22 protein-coding genes are annotated in these 23,349 nt (G+C 74.6%); 6 read left to right on the forward strand and 16 right to left on the reverse strand.

What is annotated here, in order from left to right:
- Position 1: 1 nt before the first annotated feature.
- The 14 genes from BJ982_RS40435 to BJ982_RS16980 form a co-directional block, all read right to left on the reverse strand.
- Positions 2-1,939: a phage tail protein gene (locus tag BJ982_RS40435; RefSeq protein WP_184881183.1), complete on the reverse strand. Its 1,938-nt coding sequence runs from the start codon at positions 1,937-1,939 to the stop codon at positions 2-4.
- Complete coding sequence (locus BJ982_RS16920) at positions 1,936-3,978, reverse strand: putative baseplate assembly protein (protein WP_184881185.1); 2,043 nt, start codon at positions 3,976-3,978, stop codon at positions 1,936-1,938. The genes BJ982_RS40435 and BJ982_RS16920 overlap by 4 nt, the downstream gene beginning before the upstream one ends.
- Positions 3,975-5,990, reverse strand: a complete 2,016-nt coding sequence (locus BJ982_RS16925; RefSeq protein WP_184881187.1) for a baseplate J/gp47 family protein — start codon at positions 5,988-5,990, stop codon at positions 3,975-3,977. The genes BJ982_RS16920 and BJ982_RS16925 overlap by 4 nt, the downstream gene beginning before the upstream one ends.
- A gap of 73 nt (positions 5,991-6,063) precedes the next feature.
- The gene (locus tag BJ982_RS16930) at positions 6,064-6,468 is read right to left on the reverse strand and encodes a gp25 family contractile injection system sheath assembly initiator (protein WP_184881189.1); all 405 of its coding nucleotides are present in this window, start codon (positions 6,466-6,468) and stop codon (positions 6,064-6,066) included.
- Entirely contained in the window at positions 6,465-7,154 is a 690-nt protein-coding gene (locus BJ982_RS16935) for a phage baseplate assembly protein V (protein WP_184881191.1), read from the reverse strand. Before BJ982_RS16935 ends, BJ982_RS16930 begins: the two co-directional genes overlap by 4 nt.
- Entirely contained in the window at positions 7,151-8,335 is a 1,185-nt protein-coding gene (locus BJ982_RS16940; RefSeq protein WP_184881194.1) for a phage late control D family protein, read from the reverse strand. The genes BJ982_RS16935 and BJ982_RS16940 overlap by 4 nt, the downstream gene beginning before the upstream one ends.
- Before the next feature lie 10 nt (positions 8,336-8,345).
- Positions 8,346-9,017 carry a CIS tube protein gene (locus tag BJ982_RS16945; RefSeq protein WP_184881196.1) on the reverse strand — a complete coding sequence of 224 codons (672 nt, stop codon included), beginning with the start codon at positions 9,015-9,017 and terminating at the stop codon, positions 8,346-8,348.
- Complete coding sequence (locus BJ982_RS16950; RefSeq protein ID WP_184881198.1) at positions 9,014-9,199, reverse strand: putative phage tail protein; 186 nt, start codon at positions 9,197-9,199, stop codon at positions 9,014-9,016. Before BJ982_RS16950 ends, BJ982_RS16945 begins: the two co-directional genes overlap by 4 nt.
- Before the next feature lie 5 nt (positions 9,200-9,204).
- A complete protein-coding gene (locus BJ982_RS16955; protein WP_184881200.1) occupies positions 9,205-9,696 on the reverse strand; it encodes a phage tail protein in 492 nt (163 codons plus the stop codon).
- Positions 9,693-11,168, reverse strand: coding sequence for a phage tail sheath subtilisin-like domain-containing protein (locus BJ982_RS16960; RefSeq protein WP_184881202.1), 1,476 nt, complete (start codon positions 11,166-11,168; stop codon positions 9,693-9,695). The genes BJ982_RS16955 and BJ982_RS16960 overlap by 4 nt, the downstream gene beginning before the upstream one ends.
- Before the next feature lies 1 nt (position 11,169).
- Positions 11,170-11,625, reverse strand: a complete 456-nt coding sequence (locus BJ982_RS16965) for a phage tail protein (RefSeq protein ID WP_184881204.1) — start codon at positions 11,623-11,625, stop codon at positions 11,170-11,172.
- Positions 11,626-11,665: 40 nt separating this feature from the next.
- Positions 11,666-13,933 (reverse strand): phage tail sheath C-terminal domain-containing protein, encoded by a 2,268-nt coding sequence (locus tag BJ982_RS16970; protein WP_184881206.1) that lies wholly within the window; start codon positions 13,931-13,933, stop codon positions 11,666-11,668.
- A 40-nt stretch (positions 13,934-13,973) separates the two neighbouring features.
- Positions 13,974-14,699: a carboxypeptidase-like regulatory domain-containing protein gene (locus BJ982_RS16975; protein WP_184881208.1), complete on the reverse strand. Its 726-nt coding sequence runs from the start codon at positions 14,697-14,699 to the stop codon at positions 13,974-13,976.
- The gene (locus tag BJ982_RS16980) at positions 14,696-15,271 is read right to left on the reverse strand and encodes a Pvc16 family protein (protein WP_184881210.1); all 576 of its coding nucleotides are present in this window, start codon (positions 15,269-15,271) and stop codon (positions 14,696-14,698) included. Before BJ982_RS16980 ends, BJ982_RS16975 begins: the two co-directional genes overlap by 4 nt.
- A 216-nt stretch (positions 15,272-15,487) precedes the next feature.
- Between BJ982_RS16980 and BJ982_RS16985 the strand changes: the two genes are divergently transcribed.
- Both BJ982_RS16985 and BJ982_RS16990 read left to right on the forward strand, forming a co-directional pair.
- Positions 15,488-15,685, forward strand: a complete 198-nt coding sequence (locus BJ982_RS16985) for a hypothetical protein (protein WP_184881212.1) — start codon at positions 15,488-15,490, stop codon at positions 15,683-15,685.
- Positions 15,686-15,909: 224 nt separating this feature from the next.
- A complete protein-coding gene (locus tag BJ982_RS16990; RefSeq protein WP_184881214.1) occupies positions 15,910-16,647 on the forward strand; it encodes an AfsR/SARP family transcriptional regulator in 738 nt (245 codons plus the stop codon).
- Positions 16,648-16,794: 147 nt separating this feature from the next.
- Here BJ982_RS16990 and BJ982_RS16995 read toward each other — a convergent pair whose 3' ends face one another.
- On the reverse strand, positions 16,795-18,141 hold the full coding sequence (locus tag BJ982_RS16995; protein ID WP_239122899.1) for an FAD-binding oxidoreductase: 1,347 nt from the start codon (positions 18,139-18,141) through the stop codon (positions 16,795-16,797).
- Positions 18,142-18,302: 161 nt separating this feature from the next.
- Here BJ982_RS16995 and BJ982_RS17000 point away from each other — a divergent pair, with 161 nt between their 5' ends.
- Together BJ982_RS17000 and BJ982_RS17005 are read left to right on the forward strand one after the other, a co-directional pair.
- Positions 18,303-18,677, forward strand: coding sequence for an MmcQ/YjbR family DNA-binding protein (locus BJ982_RS17000; protein WP_184881216.1), 375 nt, complete (start codon positions 18,303-18,305; stop codon positions 18,675-18,677).
- A 124-nt stretch (positions 18,678-18,801) separates the two neighbouring features.
- A complete protein-coding gene (locus tag BJ982_RS17005; RefSeq protein ID WP_184881218.1) occupies positions 18,802-19,302 on the forward strand; it encodes a DUF6623 family protein in 501 nt (166 codons plus the stop codon).
- Between the two features lie 243 nt (positions 19,303-19,545).
- Here the strand turns inward: BJ982_RS17005 and aroB are convergent, their stop codons facing one another.
- Complete coding sequence (gene aroB / locus BJ982_RS17010) at positions 19,546-20,625, reverse strand: 3-dehydroquinate synthase (RefSeq protein WP_184881221.1); 1,080 nt, start codon at positions 20,623-20,625, stop codon at positions 19,546-19,548.
- 176 nt (positions 20,626-20,801) lie between these two features.
- Here aroB and BJ982_RS17015 point away from each other — a divergent pair, with 176 nt between their 5' ends.
- Positions 20,802-22,478: a PEP-utilizing enzyme gene (locus BJ982_RS17015; RefSeq protein ID WP_184881223.1), complete on the forward strand. Its 1,677-nt coding sequence runs from the start codon at positions 20,802-20,804 to the stop codon at positions 22,476-22,478.
- On the forward strand, positions 22,475-23,269 hold the full coding sequence (locus BJ982_RS17020) for a PEP/pyruvate-binding domain-containing protein (protein ID WP_184881225.1): 795 nt from the start codon (positions 22,475-22,477) through the stop codon (positions 23,267-23,269). The genes BJ982_RS17015 and BJ982_RS17020 overlap by 4 nt, the downstream gene beginning before the upstream one ends.
- Positions 23,270-23,349: the final 80 nt, after the last annotated feature.

A 23,349-nucleotide genomic window follows, 5' to 3' on the forward strand; every position in this document is an offset into this window, starting at 1 on the left:
CTCAAGACAATTGCGTGTGCACGCCCACGGCGGAGATCACTCCGGCGCTCACCCCGGCGTGCGCTCCCTTCGGCCCCGGCCTCAGCACCCCGTCGCGGTTCAGCCGCAGCGCGCCGCCCAGCACGGGCGGGGGCAACGGGACGAACGCGGTGTCCACCCCGACCGTGGACCGGGCGCCGACCACGAAACCCGCGCCGCCGAGCCGCACCGACCCCGCGGTGTGCGCGGGGGCCTGCCGTTCGACCAGCCGCCCGAGCGCGCGCTCGTCGGCCGACCCGGCGGGCAGCAGCACGCGGAAGCGGTGCGCGTGCGCGGCCTGCGGGTCCCCGTCCGGGTCGCCGAACGCGCGCAGCGGCGCGCCGCCCAGGGCGGAGCCGCCCACCCGGAACCGGCTCGACGACCGGCCGAACAGCCGTACGGCCCCGAGCCCCGGCCCGGAGCCCGACGCGAGCCGCCGGACCTGGGCCCACTGACGGTCGCCCGTCAGCTCGTCCAGCACCGGCTTGACCCCGAAGACGATGCGCACCGCCTTCTTCAGCGCCCACGGCGTGCCGCGGCGGCGGTAGAGCTCCGGGGCCGCGGCCAGCAGCGCCCGCCGCGTCCGCGCGTCCCACCCCGCCTCGAACGACAGGCCGAGCAGGCCCGCGAGCCAGGGCAGCGCCCGGTCGGGCACCCCGGCCGGGTCGAGCAGCGCGGGGTGGCGTTCGATGACCCGGTCCAGTTCCTCCAGCGAGGCGTCGAACAGCGACAGGAAGCGCTCGGTGAAGTCGTCGGCCGCCGGGTCCTGGCGGAACGCGGGGGGCAGCAGGTCCGCGCTGGTGGCACGCGGGAAGTCCAGGCGGATCCTCCGCACGACCGGGGTCGCGGCGCCGTCGCCGGACAGCCGCAGGCGCAGCGTGAGGAACCGGCCGGGCGGCTGGTCCACCAGGAAGTCGGTGGTCCCGGGCGGCGCGGCCTGCCAGTCGGACTCGGCGTACCGGTCGTCCTCGGACACCACGATCTCGACGCCCACCGCCGTCCCCGGGGGGACGTCGGCGTCCACGCGGACGCGGTGCCAGCGGCACCGCGACAGGCCGCTGTCGATGCGGGCGGTGACGTACTGCCCGGCCGGCACGTACGCCTCCGGCTCGGGCGGGTCCCCGGGCCGCGGCCGGCCGCGCCAGGTGTAGCACCGGGTCGTCTCGCCGTCCGCGCCGTTCTCCGTGAGGCGGAAGCCGTCCTCGCCCGCCGAGACCAGCCCGCTCGGGGGGACGGCGGCGGCCAGCTCCTCCAGGGTGGCGGGCTCGAACGGGCGGTGCCGCCCGCCGCGATAGATGCGCGGGGACCCGTCGTCGGCCAGCACCCAGATCGCCCGGCCCGGCCCGGCGAGCAGCCCGGCGATCTCGCCGGGGATGCCGGTGCGCAGCACGCCGCGGGGCCGCCCGTCCGAGGCGAACCGCCACAGGTCCGTGCCGTCCTCGCGGGCCACCAGCACCTCGTCACCCGGGGCGAGCGCGGCGCGCCGCGCGCCGCGTACCTTGACGACCCCGGCGAGCTGTTCGCCCTCCCGCCGCCACACCAGCACCCGGTCCCGCTCCACCAGCGCGACGCGGTGTCCCCGCGCGGCCACCGACACCGGGTGGCGGGCCAGGCCGGGATCGCGGTCGCCCCGCCACACCGGCGTCCAGCCGCACGCGTCGCGGCGCAGCAGCCGGGGCCCGCCGGGCACGGCCAGGTACCAGGCGCCGGGCCGGCAGCCGGGCGCGAGCCTGCGGTCGGGGAACCACGGCAGCAGGTGGCGCCGGGTCGGCCCCGCGGGGGAGTTCCCGGCGTAGGCCAGGCGGACGCCGGCCGGGTCGTCGAACCCGGTGAGCCCGGTGTCGCCGGGCGGGCCGGTCACCTCCCACCCGACGTAGGCGTCGAGCAGGCGGAAGGTCGGAGGCTGGGGAGCGCACGTCACGGTCGGTCTCCTACGGGGATCAGCAGCGGGCGCTCGGGCCACACGAGCGTGTGGGGCGCGATCGCGTGATCGGCGCAGGGCGGCAACCGCAGGCCGTCGACGGTGAACGTGAGCCGGGACACCGCGCGCACCCCGTCCACCGCCAGCAGCCGCCGCACCGTCGGGGTGTGCCGCAGCGCGCCGCCGAACGGCCAGCCCGCGCCGGAGTCCCCGCCGCGCAGCGGGTCCAGGTACGCGGTCACCGCGTCGCCCGCCGCGGCCAGCACGCCGGCGCGGTCGCGGCCCGGGTCCAGGACGACCCACGCATCCACGGCCACCCGCGCGTACCGCACCGGCCCGGCGACCACCGTGACCCCGGCCGGGGCCACCTCACGGGTGAGATGGCCGGCGACCGCGCGCAGCGTCGCGGCCGTCGGCACCGGAGGCTCGCCGTCGTCGCCCGCGGGCGGCACCACGAGAACGCCCACCACGCCCGGGATCGGCACGCCGGGGTGGTCCGGGTGCAGGCCCGCCACCCCGTGCGCGCGGGCCACCGACGCGCCCGGCGCATGCGCGGCCAGCAGCCCGTAGTCGGCGGGCGTCACGGCGCGGCCCCGGGCGCGCAGCTCCCCGGCGCCGCGTCGGATCGCCTCGGCGTCGGGCTCGGCGTCCGTCCCGCCCGAGGCGGGGAAGGGGTTGGTGACGCCGGCGACGAACGGGAGCGCGGTCACCACGGCGTTGACGGCGCCCGCCCGCACGGCTCCGGCCGCGCCGCCGCCCACGCGGTAGCGCGCCGCCCGCACGTTGCGGAACCCGGGCGGCACGGCCGCGCCGTGCACGCCGTCGCCGAAGGTGACCTCGCCGGTCGCGTGGTCCACGACGAACACCCGGTCGTCGGGGCCGTAGGCGGCCAGGCTCTCCACTTCCTCCCACCGCGTCGCGCGGGCCGCCGTCGTGCCGAACACGTCGCCGCCCGCGTCGTCGTCCACCTCGATCACGACCGAGCCCGCGAGGATCGGCACCTGGCTCAGCGTCATCCGCCGCCGCCCCGCGTCCGAAGGGTCCTGGACCGGTTGCAGCGGCTCGTCCCTGATGGTGCGGGCGGCCGTGGCCGCGACCATGTTGAGCCGCAGCCCCGAGATCGCGGGCGGCGCGCCGTCGAACGCGCCGTGCGCGATCCGCAGCCGCAGCCACCGCAGCGGCGGGCCCGGCCTGGGCCCCGGCGGGCGGGACGGCTCCCAGGAGCGCGGCACCCGCAGCTCCACGGTCCCGCTCGCGCGCAGCCCGCCGGTGTCGTCGCGCACGACGGTGACGGGCACGAACCTGCCGCCGTCCAGCACGTCCCAGCGCAGCAGCGGCGGAGGCGGGGACGGCACGGGGGCGAGCCCGCCGGAGGCCGCGGGCGCGGGCGGCGCGGCGGCCACCACGAAGCCCAGCGTGAGCGCCGGGTACGGGCTCGCGGTGCCCGCCAGGCCGATCCACAGCCCGTTGCCCGGCTCGGGGGCGCGGCGGAAGGGCGCGAACGGGCGTCCGGGGCCTGCGGGGCCGAGCACGATCGCCTGGAGCGACCCGGCCTCCTGCACCGCGAGCGCGGCGAGCGTGGCCGGGGTGGCGTACAGGTCCTCGTCGGTCTCGTAGATCACCTGCCCGGCCGTGCCGGACACGGTGGCCTGGAACCCGGCCGGGACCAGCACCGACGCGCCGTCCGGCGGGTTCACCGCGAACTCCAGCAGCGCGACCGCCGCCCCGGCCGGCCTGCGCCGCACGCCCGCCGTCGCCAGGTGCTCGGCCAGCGCCTTCTCCGGCAGCCGGTTCACCCGGGCGAGCACGGGCTCGGCCTGCGTGCCGAACAGCCGCACCAGCGCGACCCCGGCGTCCCTGCGGTCGGAGTTGGTCCAGTCGGGCGTGTACCCGGGGATCCGGGCGCGCACGGCGGCCCTGACCGCCTCCCGGGTCGCCTCGACCAGCTCCGGCCGCACGCCCGAGGGCCCGGGGCCGGGGACGATCCGTCCCTCGGCGTCGTCGTCCGCGGCCCGCTCCCACCACACCTGCCCGGTCATGTCAGCCCCTCACCCGTCTCGGCCACGGGCACGACCCGGATCCGGATCACCCGCGGCACCGGCAGCTCGAACGACCGCAGCGGCACATCGCGACAGTCCTCCCACGCCGCCTCGCCGTCCACGCCGGCCGCCCCGGCCGCGCTGTCAATGCCTTCAATGCCGTCAGCACAGTTCTCGCCGCCCGTGCCGATCGCGACGGCCAGGACGTCCGCGAGGTCGCCGAGCGCCCGCTGGGCGGCGCGCACCAGGGCGGAGGGGCGCAGCGCCTCCCCGAACGGCCATCCGTCCTCTTCGTCCCCACCCACCAGCGGGTCCAGGTAGCGGCGCAGCGCGGCGGTCACGACGGCCGAGACCCGCGCCCGGTCGGCCGGGTCGCCGGACAGGTCGACGCGCAGCGCCACCTCGCGATAGGCGGGCGGGCGGACGAACACCTCGGCGGTGAGCAGCCGCGCCTCCTCCAGACGGGCGGCGACCACGCGGAGCGCCGCCGGATCGGGCACGGGCGCGGCGACGAAGTCCGGACGGCCGAAGTCCCCGCGCGGCGCGGCGGGCACGATCCGCACGGTCACCGCGCCCGGCACCGTGGCGCAGGGGAAGCCGGGGTGCTCGCCGGGCGAGGCGTGCGCGCGGGCGACCGCGACCCCCGGCGTGGTCTCGGCCAGCGTGACGTGGTCGGCGGCGGTGACGGCGCGGGTCACCTCGCCGAGCGCCCCGGCGGCGCGGCGGCGGGCGTCGGCCACGGTCTCGGGTTCCTCGCCGCCCTCGGCCCGCACCACGTTGGCCCCTGCCAGCGCGCCGCGCCGGATGACGGAGTCCTGGACGGGCAGCCAGTTCCCGGTCAGGCCGCCGTTGCCGGCCCGTCCGCCCCCGACCACGTACTCGACCCTCACGTCCCCGGTCGGCACGGGGACGCGGCCGGTGAGGCCGTCGCCGAACTCCAGCGCGCCCTCCTCCCGGTCGATGACGAAGACCCGGTCGGCGGGAGCGCCGAAGGTGAGGTCGGCCACCGGCCGCCATTCCTCGCCCGCCAGCCACAGGGACGCCTCCAGCAGGCGACCGGCGGCGTCCGGCAGCACGAGCCGCTGTCCCGGCAGCTTCCGCCACGCGCCGATCTGGTCGCCGAGCTCGGCGCCGGTCGCGGTGCGCCACTCGCGGTCCCGGGCGGCCGACACGTTGACCGCCACCTGGAGCAGCCGGGGCGGCGCGGCGAACGTCGCGGCGCGGGTGGACAGCAGCAGCCCCCGGCCCTCGGTGGTCCAGCCGGCGGGCGGCAGCAGCCGGACGATCCCGGAGCGCCGCAGGCCCGCCGTGCCGTCCCGCACCTCGGCGAAGGGACGTGGCGCGTCGTCGGAGCCGGGCCGGAACCAGGACCAGGTCAGCTCGGCGGGCGGCGGCACGTCGCCGGCCGCGCGCGGCGACCACGACGGCGGGGACGCGGCGGGCGCGTCCAGCTCGAACAGCAGCGAGATCGGGCCGGGCGCGGGCAGCGCGCCGGCGAGCGGCAGCGTGAACCGCGCCTCTGCCGGGCCGCCGCCGGGCGCCGCCAGCGGGACCCCGCGGCGGGCCCGCAGGTCCGTGGTGCGGTCCCGGTCGGTCCACACGGTCACCTCGCCCGCGGGGTCGAGCGGGAGGACGGTCACGTCGTCGTCCAGGGTGAAGGCCACCCGCCCCGCCGGGTCCCGCGACAGCACCGTCCCGGCGGGCACGACGGGGACCGGCTCATCGGGCCACTCGGCGGCCAGCCGGAGCACCGTGGCCGCCGCCCCGGCCGGCCGGGGCGGGTCGAGGCCGAGCAGGCGCAGCACGGCGACCGTCAACGCGTCCGGCGCCTGGTCCAGCCAGTAGAGGCGCTGCTCCAGCAGGTAGGCGAACAGCTCCAGCAGCGTGACGCCGGGGTCGGCGGGCGCGTGCAGCGTCCAGACGCCGCCGGACTCGGCGGGAACGCGGCGGCGAATGGCCGCCATCATGTCGGCCCAGGTCAGGTCGTCCAGCTTCGGCGCGGGAATCGTCACGGCGCGCTCCCGGTGGGGCGTGCGGGGGGAGTGGTCACGGAGCGCTCCCGGTCGGGCCGTTCGGCGGGAATGGTCACGGGGTGCTCCCGGTGAGGCCGAGGTAGTACGGGAAGACGAGGTTGGCCTTGGTGTTGCCGCGGCGGATTCGGTAGGTCACCGAGACGGTGACCCGGGAGGCGTCGGCGGGGTCGGTCTCGGCGCGCACCTCTTCCAGTTCCACGCGGGGCTCGTGGGCGCGCACGGCCTCGACGATCGAGTTCTCCAGGTCGCGCAGGCTCTGCACGCCGCCGGGCGCGAACACCGACTCCTGGGCGCGGGTGCCGAAGTCCGGTCGCATCACGCGTTCGCCGGTCGCGGTGAGCAGCAGGGCGCGCAGGCAGTGCTCGATGCTCTGCTCGCCGGCGGCGTACTCCAGCCGTCCCGCCTCGTCGGGCATGATCGGGAAGCGCCAGCCGGTGCCGAGGAAGTCCTCGCTCACGCGGTCCTCGCCTTCGTGGCCAGCACGGAGGTGTCCAATGGCGGTGTGGGGGGCGCGCCGGACGACGCATGGGTGTGGGTGTTGAAGGCGGTCAGCAGCGCGTTGCCGAGCACGAGCGGCTCGGTCGCGCCGCCGCCGAGGTCGATGGACGAGGACTCGATGGTGACCTTCGCGGCCGTGAGCGTGATGTCGCCCGTGGCGGTCACGGTCACGCTGCCGCCCTCGGCCGCGGTGATCCTGATCGCCTTGCCCTGGTCGTCCAGCTCGACGACGTGCCCGGCGGCCGATCTGACCCGGACGGCGGCCTTGGACGCGGTGTCGTCCAGCAGCACCTCGTGCCCGTGCCGGGTCCGGATGATCTTCTGGTCCTTTCCGTCCTTCCTGGCCGCCGGCGGCTTGTCCACGCCGTTGTAGAGGCCGCCGAGGACGATCGGGAAGCGCATGTCACCGTGCACGAACGCCACCAGCACCTCGTCGCCCTTCTCGGGGACGAAGAGCGAGCCGTAGCCGCCGCCCGCGTAGAGCTGGCTCACCCGGCACCAGTCGGTGACGGTGCTGCCGTCGAACCACGGGAAGCGCACCTTCACCCGGCCCTCGTCGTCGCCCTCGTTCTCCTCGACGATGGCCTCGACGACGCCGTAGTAGCGCTTGTCGGTGCTGCGGGCGCGCGGCGTGGTCCTGGTCATGACCGGTCTCCCTCGTGGATGCGCCGGGCGGTGAACTGGGTGAAGAACCCGCTGGTGCTCAGCGAGTGCTCGACCCGCTTGACGAAGTACGAGCCGGAGAACCGCCGGCCGAGGCCGTAGATCTCCAGGTTGTCGCCGGGCCGCAGCTCGGGCAGCCCGGCGACGCGGCCGGTGGCGGTGATGAACTCGTAGGCGCGTTCCCGCAGCAGGCTGATCGCCAGCTCGCGGGCCTCCTGGTCGCTGGTGACCGGCGCGTCGACCAGCACCTCCTGGCGGCCCTGCAGCGCGCTGTCGGCCGCCTGCGGCCCGCTCTGCCCGTCGGCGGTGTTCTGCCCGGCCGGCAGGTTCTCGGCGGTCGCGGTGAACGCGATGGGTTGCTTGGTGCGGGGGTCCCAGCCGCGCACGGTCAGCTTGCTGACCTGCTGCGACACCGTCAGGGTCGGGGTGAACTCGATCAGGTTGGGCACCAGGCCCGCGGGCTGGGCGCCGGGCCCGGTGCTCAGCCCCGGCGCGTAGGCCAGCCGGTAGACCCGGATCGGACGGCCGTCGCGCCCGTCGGTGGGCTTGATGAAGTAGAGGGTGTCCTCGCCGGTGGCCGGGTCGGGCAGGATGTAGCAGTCGAAGTCGAGCCGCTTCGCGCGCTCCATCAGGAACGACGCGTCGTCCTGGTTCTTCTGCACCACCACGTCGTGCGTCGGGCCCTCCTTGGTGACGGCGATCCGCAGGTGGTTGCGCTGGGCGATCAGCTCGGCGATCTGCCAGTCGGGCTTGTTCCGGTAGATCTTGGTCTCGTTCTCGGCGGGTTTGCGGTCCTTGAGCCGCAGCAGCCCGTCCACGCCGCTCACCGCCACGGTCGGCGACGCGGAGTCGGAGAACTTGGGGCTGAGCGTGCTGATCGTCCCGGTGGCGACGGTGAGCAGCCGGTCGGCGTAGCCCAGGCGCACCGACACCCGGCCGCCGAGCCGGAACCGCGTCGAATCGCTGTGCTTGAACCGCAGGTTGACGTCGTCCCAGTTGTTCAGCGTGAGGTCGAACCCGGACATCTCATCGATGTCCCGGTTGACCTTGATGTCGATGATGTCGTTCTTGGTGGTGGGGTCGAGCTCCAACCCCTCGATGTGCACCTCGAACTCCGGCGCGTACCGGTCCGGCGAGGCGACCTCGGGCACGGGCGTGCTCATCGCGTCCCCCTCACGGCAGCCGGGGCACGGTGAGCACCCGGCCCGGCCGCAGGTCGCGCGGATCGTCGATGCCGTTGGCCCGCGCCAGCTCCCGCCAGGCGTCCGGCCGCCGGTACACCGCCGCGGAGATGCTGCTGAGCGTGTCGCCCCGGCGCACCACGTAGCTCTTCTCCACGGTGGGGGAGGACCGCGGCGTCTCGGCCGCCTGCGCCGCCGCCGTGCGGAACTCCTTCAGCGTCAGGTCCAGCAGGGCGCGCAGCGGCACCCCGTCCGGCTTGAAGAGCTGGTAGTTCACGTCCAGCTTCTCCACGACCCCGGTGAACACCGCCTCGTCCCAGACGAACCTGACGATCGGCGGCGCGTGCTCCCGGCTGTCGGGACGCAGCAGGTTCCGCAGCGCGTCCACGTAGCGCACCCGGACGTTCTCCAGCGTGTCGGAGGTGTCCACCAGCGCCTGCACGGTCAGCGTCTCGGTGCCGCCGCGCACGTACTGCAGCGGCGGCGTCTCAAGACCCGGGATCGTGACCTCGGCGAACGTGTTGCTCTTGCTGAGCTTGTAGTCGGTCGGGTTGAACCGCAGCGGGATCCGGCGGCTGCGCTCGTCGGCGATCACCGGCCGGATGATCTCCAGCCGGGCCGGCGCGTCGCCCTGGCGCGCGAAGGACGTGGGGGTGACGCTCACGGGCGGTCCCCGCCGTCGCCGAACCGGCGTTCCGCGTCGGTGTGCCTGGCCCGGGCGCACTCCTGCTCGTAGAGCCGCGCCCACGCCTGGATGTGCTTGTTGAACAGGCGGGTGAACACCGCTCCCTCGTCTCCCTCCACCTGGAACCGGACCTCCAGGTTGTGGATCGTCACCTTCGGCATCCCGGTCACCTCCCTTCGCCGTCCTGCGTGACCTTGGTGAGCCCCTCGTGCGCGATCTCCAGGGACTCCAGCGCGACCGCGTTCTGCTCGCCGTGCAGGTCCGGGCCGCTCCACTTGGCGGCCAGCCCGCCGTGGAACCCCCACGCCACCGCCGGGACGCCGTCCGGGCCGAGCACGATCACCGCGCCGTCGCGGCGTGCGCCGAGCGAGTCGGCCAGCCCGGCCTGGTACCAGGACCACAGCAAGGGGTCGCGCACGACGCCCCGCTTGAGCGTGATCCGGTTCCACGAGTGGCGCAGCGGGAGCTGGCGCACCGAGTCGTTGCGCCCGCCCTCGGCGTAGCTCGTGACCTCCAATTGCGCGCCGAGGCCCGTGACCTCCTGGAACGCGCCCGCCGCGACCAGCGGCAGCAGCAGCGCCTGCGCGGGCGGCAGGTAGGCGTCGCCGGGGTCCAGCGTGACCAGGAAGCGGTATTTGGGCAGCGGGTCCGGCATCATGCCTCGATCACCTCCAGGCCACGGTCCTGGCCGAGCACCAGGCGCAGGCGGACGAACTCCATCGGGACGGCGGGGGCGACCTCGACCTCACAGACCACCAGGCCCGGGTCCTGGTCGGGCGGGTTGTCAGTGTCGTCGCAGGTCACGCGGAACGCCTGCTCGGGCCGCGCGCCCGCGAGCGCGCCCGCCCTGAACGCCGACAGCAGCACCGAGGTCAGCGCGCGCACCAGCGTCAGCCGCAGCTCGGGCGCGTTGACGTCGAACACCAGCGGCAGCGCCACCCGCCGGATCGCGCGCACGAGCAGGTGCACCAGCCGCCGGTGCGCCACGTACCTGCCGTGCGGCGCGGCAGACAGCGTGCGCCCGCCCCACACCAGCAGCCCGCGCCCGCGCGTGCACCGCACCAGGTTCACGCCCGCCTCGAACAGGCGGACCTGCTGCGGCTCGGGGAACTCGTCCGCCAGGTCCACCGCGTCCAGCACCACCGCGTTGGCCGGGGTGTGGTGCGCGCCGCGCTCGCCGTCGAGCCTGGCGATCACGCCGAGCACGTGCCCGGACGCCGGGAGCGCGCCCGGGGCGCCGGGCGCCCGCAGCCCCGCGTGGTAGACCGCCGCCGTGCTCAGCAGGGCGTCGTCGCCGGTCGCCTCCAGCGACCGCACCCAGGCCACCGCGTCGTCCGCCGAGGACGCCGCGGGCGGGACGTCCAGGACGGCCAGCCGGTCCAGGGACGCCGCCGCCGCGCCCAGCAGGTCGAGGACGGTGTCGGTGTGGTCGGTCCCGGTCAGGTCCGCGCCGAGGTCGGGCAGCGCGACCAGCGCCGGCTCCGGCAGCTCGGCCTGCGCGCGCACCGCGTCCAGGTACTCGGCCCTGCCCGGCGCGGCGTCGGCGCCGCCCGTGAGCGTCAGGTCCCAGGCCCGCGAGATCGGGTCGTCCGGTTCCCGGGGACGGGGCGGGGCGTCGGGGACCAGCCGGACCAGCCGGGACGCGGCCAGCCGGGCGGCCACCTCGGCGGGCGGCATGCCGGCGAACGTCTCGGGCGGCTCGCCGGGCGAGGTCACCCGCACCGACACCGTCGGCGGCCCGGCCACCGTGCTCGCCTGGAACCGGATCGCGACGCGGCAGCCGTTCGCCCACGCCCCCGGGCCGGTCGCGACCACCCGGTAGCGCGCGTGGGCGAAGCCGCCCCCGGCCTCCCACACCGCGCCCGCGGTCGCCGCCGGGCCGGTGACCCGCAGCACCCAGGCCGTCCTGCCGCCGTTCTCGAAGAACCCGCGCAGCGCGTACGGCGTGACCGACCTGCCGTCGGGCGGCCCGAAGGCGCCCACGACGTCGTTCCAGCTCTCCACCCGCACCGGGGTGCCGGCCGGGCCGCGGCGCAGGCGGCCGAGGAACGCGGCCACGTCCGTGCGCAGCGGCTCCTCGGCGGAGCCGCGCGGTTCGAACGTCAGGGAGACGCCAGGGAGCGCTGCCATGTCAGGCGTCGATCAGCAGGCTCTCGACGCACAGCACGAGCGTCTCCATGGCGATCTCGTTCTTGGCCGCGCTCAGCGTCGGGCCGGTGTACTTCGTCGGCCAGCCCCGGTCGAAGTTCCAGCGCATCGCCTCCTGGCGGTTCTCGTCCAGCAGGATGATCGAGCCGGACGTGCGGCGCACCTTGCCGTTGAGCGCCTCGACCACCCAGTTGAAGAACCCGACGTGGCCGGTGATGCCCCGCTTGAGCGTGATGTTGGTGAACTTCTTCAGCCCGGGGATCTTGCGTACGGTGATGTCCTCGCTGCCGTTGCGGTACTCGATCGGCGGGATCTCCAGCTCCAGCCCGCTGGCCTCGGTGAACGAGCCGCTCACCGCCACCCCGTCGTCGCTGACGTTGGTCACGATGACCTGGAAGTTGTATGCCGCGTAGGGATCGTCCCTGATCACGGGTGGCATCGGTTCGCCTCTCTCCTTGGAAGGTCTGCGGGGGCGGGACTCAGGCGAGCTGGGTCTCGCGGGTCTTCTGCTGGATCCGGAAGATCACGAACTCGGCGGGGAAGACCGGCGCGACGCCGATGACGCACACGAGCCTGCCGTTGCGCAGGTCGTCCTCGGTCATCGTCGAGCGGTCGCAGGCGACGAAGAACGCCTCCTCGGCGGTCGTGCCCGCCAGCGCCCCGCTGCGCCAGACCGTGGTCAGGAAGTTCGTCACCGTCTGGCGGACCAGGGCCCACAGCGCCTCGTCGTTGGGCTCGAACACCACCCACTGGGTGCCCTCGTCGATCGACTCCTCCAGGAACAGGAACAGCCGCCGGACGTTGACGTACTTCCACGAGGGGTCGGAGGACAGCGTGCGCGCCCCCCACACCCGGTGGCCGAGGCCGGGGAAGAACCGCAGCGCGTTGATCCCCTTGGGGTTCAGCAGGTCCTGGTGGCGCTTGGTGACGTCCTGGGCGATGCCGTCGGTGAGGCGGACGCCCCGGATGACCACGTTGGCCGGCGCCTTGTGCACGCCCCGCTCGACGTCCACGCGGGCGTAGATGCCGGCCAGGTGCCCCGACGGCGGCACCTCCACGTCCAGGTCGGACGAGGGGTCGCGGGTGACGAGCCAGGGGTGGTACAGGGCGGCGTACTTGGTGTCGAACGGCTCGCGGAACGCCTGGATGCCCTCGATGTCGAGCCCGTCCTGCGGGTCGAGGATCGCGAACCGGTCCTTCAGCAGCTCGCAGTGGGTGATCAGCGCGGACTGGACCGTCCCCGACCACACGCCGGGCACCGCGCAGACCGCCACCTCGTCGATGTCCTCCAGGGCGGCGATCCCGGTGCGCAGGCCGCTGCCGCCGTCCTCGCCGACGAAGTCCGCGACGGTCAGCGTGTCGTAGGAGTCGGACCCGTCGGCCAGGGTGAGCCAGCCCCCGGTGGCCGGGACGGGGAAGCGGGCGGGGTCGGTGGACAGCCCGCCGAGCGTCCGCGCCCGGACGAGCCGGGACCGCGCCTCCAGGGTGGCCACGACGCCGGACGGCCGGTCGCCGGTCAGCCGGAGGTTCGGGAACGACTCCTCGACCGTCGTCCCCGCCGGGTCGGTGAACCGGGTGTCCACCCGGGCCTCCACCAGGTAGAGCCGGTCGGTCTCGAACAGCGTGCCCGGCACGGCCGCGCCGAACGTGACGACGTCACCGGCCACCGTGTCCACGGTGAGGGTGGTGAGGTTCCTGCCGTCGTCGAGCTGGACCACCGCGTCCTCGTACAGGCGGCCCGCGCCGCCCACGCGCAGCGTCCGGCCGCCGCCGGCGGTGGTGCCCCGGCGCACCCGGCGCACCGCCAGGCCCTCGCGCCATTCCGGGTGCGAGGTCCCCGACGGGAAGGTCAGCGTGACCTGACCGGAGGCGGGCCGGCCCACCTGCGCCTTGTACCGGGCGCCGCCGATCAGCACCCACACGTCGGCGGGCAGGTCGTCGGGGTCCAGCCCCGCCACCTCGGCGACCTCGACCGTCTCGGCGTCGGCCTCGGCGTCCTCGGCGAGCCGCGTCACGAACAGCGCGCCTTCCTGCGGGTCGGGCAGCACCGGCAGCGCGGCGCCGACCACCGGCCGCACCCGCACCTGCACGGCCCCGCCCCACGACCCCGGGCTCACCGCGGAGAACTCCAGCGTCCGCTCCGGCCCGCGCGCGCCGACCTGCACGTAGTCCCCGCGCGCGGGCCTCAGCTCCGCGGGCAGCGGCGCGTCCAGCTCGATGCGCCGGGCGGTCACGTCGTAGGCGGCGACCTGCGCGGTGTGGATCGACCGCTGGTCGTCGCCGCGGAAGAACTCGATCCGCTGGCCGACGCCGGTGAAGCCGATCAGGTGGCCGAGCTCCACGCTCGACGCCCCGCGGGCGGCGTCCCCGGCGACCGGGCTCACCAAGCCGTGGACCAGCGCGCCCGAGGCCGCCGCGGCGTGCTTGCTGGCGACCCGCTTGACGTACAGGCGCTGCCCGCCGTTGTCGAAGAACCCCTTCACCGCGAGCGGGAACAGCCACCACCGGCCGCCCTCGGACGGGTTGCCCGCCCACGCGTCGCGGACGCCCGCGTCCGGCTCCGGGAGGAACCCGCCGAACGTGCGCTGGAACTCCAGGAAGTTGGTCACCAGCTTGGGCTTTCCTGTGTACGGACCGCGAAGGGTGACCCCGGCCATGCCCGCCGTGCTGGTGCTCACCCCCGCGATCGGCCGCGGCCCCGCGTCGATCTCCTCGACGTAGACCCCCGGGCTCAGATACTCGGGCATTGGCCGGCTCCTCACTTCCTCGTTGATCGCTACTGGTCGCTTACTGGTCGCGGACTTCGATGACGTGCCGGCGGCCGGCGTCCTCGGGCAGGCGCACGACCAGCGAGCCGGTCCGGCCCGGCCGCTCGGTGGCCCGCAGGCGGAACGTCTCCTCGGCGGCGTCCTCGTCGTCCTTCTCGCCCTCCCAGCGCAGCGCCAGCCGGAAGGCGCCCGTGGCGTCGGTCAGCGTGCGCTCGTGCCACGGCACCAGGTCCCTGCTCGTCCGTCCCCGCGCCTCGACCAGCGCGTTCGCGACCGGCGCCCCGGACGCCGCGTCCAGCACGACGCCGTGCGCGGTCCGCAGGCCGGGCGGGTAGGGGAAGGAGGTGCTCGGCAGCAGCCGGACGAGCCGCGGTTCGGTCTGCGCCGCCGGCGGGTGGGTGTCGTCGTAGGGGTGCACCAGGAACTCGACGCCGACGAGGCCGGACGAGAACGGCTCGTCGTCGGCGGGGTACAGGGGCCGGTAGCCGGCGGCCGAGAAGCGGGCCCGGTGGCGTTCCGGCGCGCCGCGCCACGGCCCGCCGCGACGGCCGAGGCCCGGGTACACGAGGGCCGCGCTCGGCGTGCGGACCGCCGCGACGTCCTGCGGCGCCCATTCCTCGCCGGTCCACCGGTCCAGTTCGACGGTCACGCCGGCCGTGCGGACCCGCCGGGCGTAGTCGTCGAACGGCACGAACCAGGCCGGGCTGTGCAGCACCGACCGCGCGAGGGGCGTGAAGCGGCTCATGGCGTGGCCGCCCCGTCGACGATCCGGCTGTGCACGGGCCGGATCTCCTGCTCGGCGACGGCGTCCAGGTTGACGACGCGGAACTCGTAGTTCAGCGAGAGCCGGTACGGCTTCTGGATCGCGTACCAGACCCACGACTTCTGGTCCAGGGTGAGCGGCGTCAGCGTGACGTGCAGCGAGTCCGTCGAGGCCGCCAGGCTCCCGGTGAGCCGCGTGCCGTCCAGGATGGCGTCGTCGTAGAACGTCTGCAGGGCGCGGCCGAGCATGCGGTGCTGCGTCGGCTGGTCACCGCCCCACGGGGTGATCAGGTACCGCAGCAGCAGCGCCATCGGCGGCTTGCGGGTGGTGGGCGCGTCCGGCGGCCGGGAACGCACCGGCGGCCTGTTGCGCGACGCCGGGTCCTCGGCGATCTCGTAGAGGAACACCGTCAGTTTGGGCGGCGGCGTCTGGACCGGCTCGGACAGGTCGTGCAGTTCCGCGATCGGCGGGTCCTGGCTGAGTCCGCGCAGGGACTGGGTCAGGGTTCTCACGATGATCGTCGACACATCGGCGATGACCCCGAAGTCGCCCATGCGAAATCCTCCCCGTTCCGCGTGAAAGCGTGCGGGGGAGAGCATGCCGGGGCCGCCGTGGCGCGAACGCGATCCGGCCGTCACGCGGGCGTCACCGGAGTGTTCCGCCCCGCCGCGGGCGGCGCCGGCCCGCCGGGACGGCCGCGCCCGCGGGGCGACGCGTGCGAAGACGCGGCGGCGATGCCGGGGTGACAGCGATGCGGCATCCTTCCCTTCGTGGAGGCCCCGGGGGAGCGCAGCGGCACGTTGATACTCCGCGTGTGGGTGGAGGAGGGGCGGCGGGACGGCTTCCGGGCGCGCGTGATCTGCACGGTGGGGCCGGGCGAGGCGCGGTCGTGGGCGGTCAGCGAGCCGGCCGACGTGCACGCGGTCGTCCAGGCGTGGCTGGACGGGCTGCTGGAACCGGGCGGGTGACGCCCGGGCGACGCCGCGGTGACGCCCCGCCCTTTAGCATGCGCCGCACCAGGGGGGAACGCGAAGGGGCGATACGCGTGATAATCCTTATTGCCCGGGGGTCACGTGTCCGCGCTTTTGCGGACTAATCACCAAGCAAACGTGCATTTGATCTAATATGGGACTGACTTGTCCTGTACCGCATCGGAAGCTGATCACCAAGGCCACATCGCCCGGGGGAACCGATGACCACAGACACCCAAGTCGTTTCATTACGGCTGCTCAAGGGCTTCGCCTTGTCCGTCGGCCAGCGCCGCGTCTCGATATCGTCAAGCGCCCAACGGCTGGTCGCGTTTCTCGCGCTTCAGGACAGCCCGCGCGCCCGCGCCTATGTGGCGGGAACGCTCTGGCCCGAGGCCACGGTGTCCCGCGCCAACGCCAATCTCCGGTCGTCGCTGTGGCGCGCGGCGCGCATGGGCCACAAGGTCATCGAGGCGTCCGCGCAGGAGCTGGAGATCGGCAAGTACATCAGCGTCGACGTCCGCGACGCCGTCGCCCGCGCGCACCGGCTGCTCGACATCTCGCGCCCGTGCGACGACATCCTGACCGTGCACACGCTGACCGTCCTGTCGGCCGACCTGCTGCCCGACTGGTCCGAGAGCGACTGGGTGCTGATCGAGCAGGAGCAGTACCACCAGCTCCGGCTGCACGCGCTGGAAGCCATGTCGGAACGTCTCACCGCCGCCCGGCGGCACGGCGAGGCGGTCGCCGCGGGGCTCGCCGCCGTCCGCGCCGAGCCGCTGCGGGAGAGCGCCCACCGCGTGCTCGTCAACGCCCACCTCGCCGCCGGCAACCGCGCCGCCGCGATGCGCCAGTACGAACAGTGCCGCACCGTCCTCCGCAACGAACTCGGCCTGGAACCCTCCCAGGCACTCAAAAGCCTCCTCAACTCCTGCCGTCGCCCCACGGCCACCGCGGTATGAAGGACCGGCCTGAAATAGCCATTAAGCCTTATGTCGCCATGTGAACCGTTAACGCGATAAGCCGGGAACGGCCCTCATTCGACCACACCCTGACAAGCCTTTCCGGCCACCCGTTTCGAATTCCGGGGAGCGGCGCGACGGCGGGTCCTAGAGCGCCGGGGGGATGTTGAAGTTGACGCGGAACATGTTGTCCGGGTCGTAGGTGGCCTTCGCCTTGGCGAGGCGGGCGTAGTCGGCCGGGGTGAAGGCCAGCTTGACGCGTTCGGGGGTCGCGTCGGCGACGCCGGAGAAGTTGAAGACGGTCCCGCCGGTGGCCCAGGGGCGCATCTTCTCCGCGAGCTGCTCGTGCGCCCGGCGTATCGCGTCCTCCTGGCCGGGCTCCAGGATGGAGGCGGCGAACAGCGTGTACGCGGCGTCGCGGCCCCCGACCGCGCTGGGGATCGCCGGCGGCCGGGCGTAGGCGCCGCCGAGCTGGCGCATCTCGATCAGCAGCGGCGAGCCGGTGTCCGGCCCGGCCAGCGACAGCAGCGTGTCGACCGCGCCCTCGTCCAGCGTGTGCAGCGAGATGTTGGAGTCGTACACCCGCGCCGGCTCCGTGGGATCGTTGAAGATCGTCCCGACCTCGGTGTAGGGCATCTCGCCGAGCGTGTCCAGGATCTGCGAGCCGATCTCGCGCAGCGGCCGCACCAGCCGCTCGCCCTCCTCGGCGATGCCGGTGAAGGCCAGCCGCAGGTGGGCGATGTACCGGCCGCGGAAGATCTCGGGGACCTCGGGGATCGGCGGGAACGTGACCAGCAGCACCGAGGACGACATCTCCTCCGGCGCGGCCGGCAACCACCGGCTGTAGGCGTGCAGCACGTCCGCGGTCGCCTCGGCCGGGAAGAACAGCCCGCCGCCGTACAGCCGCGACACCGGCACGAGGTCGAACTCCAGCCCGACGACCACGCCGAAGTTGCCCTTGCCGCCGCGCACCGCCCAGAACAGCTCCGGGTCGCCGTCCGCCGTCACCTGCCGCAGCCGGCCGTCGGCGGTGACCAGGTCGACGCGGCGCACCCGGTCGGCGGCGAAGCCGTAGGAACGGCCGAGCGGCCCGACGCCGCCGCCGAGCGTGTAGCCGACGACGCCGACGTTCGGGCTGGACCCGTTGAGCGGGGCGAGGCCGTGCGGCACCGTCTCCGGCAGCACCTGGCGCCAGCGCACCCCGCCGCCGACCCGCGCCGTGCGCGCCGCCGGGTCCACCCGGACGTCGCTCATGCGGCGGGTGGTGACGAGCACCTGGCCGTCGGCGGGCACCGCCGGGCCGTGCCCGGTCGTCAGCACCGCGACCGCGAGGCCGCGCGCCGCGGCGTACTCGACCGCCGCGATCACGTCGTCGGGCCCGGTCGCCCCGACGATCAGCTCGGGGTGGTGGTCCACGGTGAGGTTGAACCCCGACCGCTCGGCGTCGTAACCGTCGTCGCCCGGCCGGAACACCGGCCCCGTGAAAGCGCCCACGATGATCGAGCCTAGACCGCCGCCTACCGGATGAGACGGCCCCGCGCGCGCTCCCGGCCGTATTCCGTGAGGTTCCGTGAGGTTCCGCGCGGGCCCGTGCCGCCCGGCGGCGGTAGGGTCGCCGGGTAACCGCCGGACACCACGCGAAGGGTGGATGCGACATGAGCCCGGAGGAGATCGCCGAGCTGCTGCTGGGCCTCCCGGAGGTCAGCGAGGAGGAGCCGTTCGCGCCCGGTCTGCCGGTGTACAAGGTGGTGGGAAAGGTCTTCGCGATCTACCAGCCCGACCCACCGGCGCAGATCACGCTGAAGTGCGATCCCGCGCGGGCGCTGCACCTGCGCGACGAGTATCCGGCGATCGTGCCCGGGTACCACGTCAACAAGCGGCTGTGGAACACGGTGAGCCTCGACGGCAGCGTTCCCGACGATCTGCTCGCCGATCTGATGCGCCATTCCTACGAACAGGCCGCGGCGGGGTTGCGCAAGGCCGATCGCGAACGAGTACTCGATCGACTTGACCGGGCCGGGCCAATTTAACGCGCAATTACCGCGAACCTAATCAAGTACGCTCCTCTTGCTCTCCGAACCGCCATGGATGACGCCCGTGTGTCAGGATCCTTTCAGCCCAAGGACACGCCTCATCCGTCGAAAGGAGAGACCAGTGGCCAGAACGACTCTTTGGACCTCCAGCGCCGCAGTCCGTCCGGAAAAGTACGAGGGCGGCCTGGAGCAGGGCACGCACACCGGCGGAACCTCGACCTTCGAGATCCCCGCCGGGCAGGAAGTCTGGTTCCACTTCCCGCTCCCGACCCCGTGGCTGGTGAACGACCTGGCTTACTACCTGGAGCGGGTCGCGATCCTCTGGGAGACGGACAACGCGCAGGTCACCGAGGTCGCGGCCTACCACGGCCCGGGTGAGCGCTACACCCTCTCCACGGTTCCGCAGGAGGGCAGCTACCTGCAGGCCGGGCCGGACATCCCCGACAACACCTACACCGTCCAGACCGACGCGGGCGACCGGCCGAGAACCGGCTACGGCGTGCAGGCGTCCATCAAGGTGAAGGCGAACGGCGGCGCGGGCCGCGTCACGTTCGGCGGCGCCGGCGCGACGTTCCACGACACCCCTCTTCGTGGACACCGCGAGGCGGTAGCCCGGCAGTAAAACGCGAGATTTCGGATCGTCTTTCCGAGGAAAAGGCTGGTGGACTCCGGACGCACCGGAGTTCACCGGCTTTTCTTTTTCACCACCCCTATCGGGGACGGCGCGAAAAAGAAAAGTAAATCCGGTGCGCGGCGCGAAAAAGAAGCGCGTGACCCGGCGCCGGGCGAAAATCGAACGCGCCGCCCGGCGCGGGCCCGGAGATCGCCCGGTACCGCGCCGGGGCGCGGGACCGGGCGATCGCGGTCAGTCGGCGACGAGCCGGCAGCACGGCGCGTACGCCGCCACCAGGACCTCCTCGCCGGGATCGTCCAGCACGGTCGGCGCGGCCAGGCCGTCCAGCACGATGAACCGCAGCCGCGAGCCCCGCGCCTTCTTGTCGATCCGCATCGCCTCCAGCAGGTCGGGCCACACGTCGGGCCGGTAGGTGGTGGGCAGGCCCAGCATCATGAGGATCTCGGCGTGCCGGTCCGCGGTCGCGTCGTCGAGGTGGCCGGTGATGCGGCCCAGCTCGGCGGCGTAGCACATCCCGACCGAGACGGCCGACCCGTGCCGCCACCTGTACCGCGCCACCTTCTCGATGGCGTGCCCGAGCGTGTGGCCGTAGTTCAGGAACTGCCGGCGCCCGTGGTCGCGCATGTCCTCGGTGACGATCTCGGCCTTGATCCGGGCCGCGCGCTCGATGATGTCGCGGAGCTGCGGCGTGCCGGGCGTCGTGACGGCCTCGGTGCCGGCCTCGATGGTGTCCAGGATGACCGGGTCGGCGATGAAGCCGATCCTCACGACCTCGGCCAGGCCGTTGACCAGCTCGATCTCCGGCAGCGTTTCGAGCAGGCCGAGGTCGCAGACCACCCCGGCCGGCGCGTGGAACGCGCCGACCAGGTTCTTGCCCGCGGGGATGTTGATCGCGGTCTTGCCGCCGATCGCGCCGTCCACCATCGCGGTCAGCGAGGTCGGCACCTGCACGATGGGCACGCCGCGCAGCCAGGTCGCCGCGACGAACCCCGCGAGGTCGGTGGTGGCGCCGCCGCCGACGGCCACGACGGCGTCGGAACGGGTGAATCCGAGGCGCGCGAGCTCGTTCCAGCAGTGCGCGGCGACCGCGTGGTCCTTGGCCTGTTCGCCGTCGGGCACCGCGATGAGCTCCGCCTCGTGGCCGTGCGCGCGCAGGTCGCCGGCGATGGCGTGCGCGGTGTCCTTCATCGTCTGGCAGTGGATCACCGCGGCCCGTCCGGAGCCGCTCAGCAAGGCTGGTACTTCCGTTAGTGCGTCATCGCCGATGACGATCTCGTACGCGGCCGAACCGCCTACCGGGATGCGCGTCAAGTCAGCACTGGACACAGGTCACCAACTTCCGTCCTAGCGGTCCGGACGATTATCCGTGCCGGTCGCGACGGGGTCAGCAGGGACTTGACATATCGCCGCCACGTTTCGTGGGAACCCTCGACAACGTGCCGTCGGTCCAAAATCATCGAGCGGCAGGCTGTCGTGGGGAGCGCGCTATGACCATGTCAGAGGCCGGATCCCAGGCCGGCGTCGCGCCGGGCCCCGGGCGGTGGGTGCTGGAGACGGCGCACCAGGCCCGGCCGTTCACCCGGTTCTTCCTCGGCGTGTGGCTGCCGGTCTTCGCCGAGTCGATGCCCGCGGGGTTCCGCCGGTACGGGCTGCTGCTGGAACGGCTGGACATGCGGCTGTCCGGCATCTGGAAGTACGTCCAGGCCCGGCAGGTCGTGCCGTGGCGGGACCGCGGTCCCGCGGCGCTGCGGCCCGCCCGTCAGCTCGCGTGGCGGCTGCACCCCGAGGTGCGCGGGCGCGCCCGCGCCGCGCGCCGCGCCCTGGCCTCTCGGGCGTGGCGGGAGGAGGCCGCGGAGTGGTTCGACGGCGGGCTGCGGGCGCGGTTCGTCGCGCGCAACCGGGCGCTCCAGGCGGTGCCGGTCGACGACCTGGACGAGGCCGCCCTGCGCGGGCACATCGATGAGCTGATCGCGCTGCTGCACGACGGCGACATGGTGCACATGCGGCACCTGGTCGCGCAGAACGTCGCGGTCGGCGACTGGCTCGCGCACGTGCGCCGCTGGACCGGCGTGGACCCGGCCGACGCGCTGGCCGTGCTGCGCGGCGCCTCACCGGCGTCGGTCCGCCCGCTCGCCGGCCTGGACCGCCTGGTCGCGGCGGTGCGCGCCGCCGGCGCCGACCCGGGGGCCGCCGGGCCGCCGGAGAAACGCCTGGAGGCGGTGCGGGCCGCCTCGCCGGAGGCCGCCGCGGCGCTGGAGGAGTACCTGGGCGAGCACGGCGACGACCTGCTGGGTTTCGACCTCGACGAGCCGACGCTGCGCGAGATGCCCGCGCTGGTGCTCGCGGCGCTGGAGGCACGGCTGTCGGCCCCGGCGGCCCCGCCCCCCGGCGGCGCGGCGGACCCGCTGCGGGCCCGGGTGCCCGAGCGGCACCGGGCCGAGTACGACCGGCTGCTGGACGACGCGCGGCTGCTGTACGGCCTGCGCGACGACGACGTGGCCTGGACAGAGATGCGGCCGTGGGGGCTGCTGCGCCGCGCGCTGCTCGCCGCCGGGCGCCGGCTCGTGGCGCGGTCGGCGCTGGAAAACCCCGAGCACGCGGTGGAGGCCGACCCCGCCGAGCTGGCCGCGCTGCTCTCCGGCGCGGACGCGCCCACGGCGGCCGAGCTGGCCGAGCGGGCCACGCGGCGGCGCACCGCCGCCCGCCCGCCGCTGGAGCTGGGCGAGGAGGAGCCGGCCATGCCGCTGCCGAGGCTGCCCGCCGCGCTCGCCCGCGTGAACGACGCGCTGCTGGAGGCCATGTCGCAGGACCTGCTGGAGCGGGCCGTCCCGTCCGAACCCACCGACACCGAGGTGCACGGCACCCCGGCCAGCCCCGGCGTGTACACCGGGCGGGCGCGGATCGTGCGCGGGCCGGCGGAGTTCGGGCGGCTGGAGAAGGGCGACGTGCTGGTCGCGCCGACCACCGGCCCCTCGTACAACGTCGTGCTGCCGCTGATCGGCGCGGTCGTCACCGACCGGGGCGGCGCCCTCTCGCACGCGGCCGTGGTCGCCCGCGAGTTCGGCGTCCCCGCGGTCGTCGGCACGCGGGTCGCCACCCAGAGGATCAGGGACGGGGAGCTGGTCAGGATCGACGGCGCGCGGGGCGTCGTCACGGTCCTGTGATCGCCGCGCTGGCCGGGGCCCTCGACCCCGCCGTCTTCGGCGGGAAGGCCGCCGCGCTCGCCGCCGCCGCGGACGCCGGGCTGCCGGTGCCGCGCGGGTTCGCCGTCTCGGTGGACGCCCTGGCCGCGGTCGTGGCCGGCGACGCCGCGGCGACGGCGGCGGCGGGCGAGATGGCGGCACCGCTCGGGCCGGTCGCCGTGCGGTCGTCGGCGGTGGGGGAGGACGGCGCGCGGGCGAGCTTCGCCGGGCAGTACGCGACCGTGCTCGCGGTGCGGGGCGCCGGGGCGGTGCTGGCCGCGCTGGCGACGGTGCACGCCTCCGCCGCGGGCGCGGCCGACTACCGGCGCCGCCTCGGCCTGCCCGCCGGGCGGGTGGCCGCGGTCGTCCAGGAACTGGTGGCGCCGGACGTGGCGGGTGTGCTGTTCACCCGCGACCCGATGGGCGGTGCCGGCATGGTGGTCGAGGCGTCCTGGGGGCTTGGCGAGGCCGTCGTGTCCGGGCTCGTGACCCCCGACCACTGGCTGCTGGACCGGGACGGCGCCGTCCTTCAGGAGCGTCCGGCGCGCAAGGACGTCGCGATCCGGCCGGCCGTCGGCGGCGGCACCCGCGAGGAGCCGGTCGCCGCGCCGTGGGCCGGCCTGCCGTGCCTCGACGCCGCCGCGCTGGCCCGGCTCGCCGAGCTCGGCCGCCGGTGCGTCGCGGTGTTCGGCGCCGAACAGGACGTCGAGTGGGCGCTCGCCGGCGGCCGGCTGTACCTGCTGCAGTCGCGGCCGCTGACGGCGGTGGCCTGATGCCCGGTGAACCGGTGCGGTCGCCCGGCGGGCCGGGGCTAATGCCCGGTGGACCGGCGCCGTCGTCCGGCGGGCCGGCG

The sequence above is a fragment of the Sphaerisporangium siamense genome (assembly GCF_014205275.1).
In the GTDB taxonomy this organism is placed as follows: Bacteria; Actinomycetota; Actinomycetes; order Streptosporangiales; family Streptosporangiaceae; genus Sphaerisporangium; species Sphaerisporangium siamense.

What these genes read in the sequence shown, in the direction of transcription:
- BJ982_RS16920 (WP_184881185.1), bottom strand. Translation starts at nt 3,978, where the DNA reads ATGACCGGGCAGGTGTGGTGGGAGCGGGCCGCGGACGACGACGCCGAG.
- BJ982_RS16935 (WP_184881191.1), bottom strand. Translation starts at nt 7,154, where the DNA reads ATGACCAGGACCACGCCGCGCGCCCGCAGCACCGACAAGCGCTACTAC.
- BJ982_RS16940 (WP_184881194.1), bottom strand. Translation starts at nt 8,335, where the DNA reads ATGAGCACGCCCGTGCCCGAGGTCGCCTCGCCGGACCGGTACGCGCCG.
- BJ982_RS16950 (WP_184881198.1), bottom strand. Translation starts at nt 9,199, where the DNA reads ATGCCGAAGGTGACGATCCACAACCTGGAGGTCCGGTTCCAGGTGGAG.
- BJ982_RS16955 (WP_184881200.1), bottom strand. Translation starts at nt 9,696, where the DNA reads ATGATGCCGGACCCGCTGCCCAAATACCGCTTCCTGGTCACGCTGGAC.
- BJ982_RS16960 (WP_184881202.1), bottom strand. Translation starts at nt 11,168, where the DNA reads ATGGCAGCGCTCCCTGGCGTCTCCCTGACGTTCGAACCGCGCGGCTCC.
- BJ982_RS16965 (WP_184881204.1), bottom strand. Translation starts at nt 11,625, where the DNA reads ATGCCACCCGTGATCAGGGACGATCCCTACGCGGCATACAACTTCCAG.
- BJ982_RS16970 (WP_184881206.1), bottom strand. Translation starts at nt 13,933, where the DNA reads ATGCCCGAGTATCTGAGCCCGGGGGTCTACGTCGAGGAGATCGACGCG.
- BJ982_RS16975 (WP_184881208.1), bottom strand. Translation starts at nt 14,699, where the DNA reads ATGAGCCGCTTCACGCCCCTCGCGCGGTCGGTGCTGCACAGCCCGGCC.
- BJ982_RS16980 (WP_184881210.1), bottom strand. Translation starts at nt 15,271, where the DNA reads ATGGGCGACTTCGGGGTCATCGCCGATGTGTCGACGATCATCGTGAGA.
- BJ982_RS16990 (WP_184881214.1), top strand. Translation starts at nt 15,910, where the DNA reads ATGACCACAGACACCCAAGTCGTTTCATTACGGCTGCTCAAGGGCTTC.
- BJ982_RS17000 (WP_184881216.1), top strand. Translation starts at nt 18,303, where the DNA reads ATGAGCCCGGAGGAGATCGCCGAGCTGCTGCTGGGCCTCCCGGAGGTC.
- BJ982_RS17015 (WP_184881223.1), top strand. Translation starts at nt 20,802, where the DNA reads ATGACCATGTCAGAGGCCGGATCCCAGGCCGGCGTCGCGCCGGGCCCC.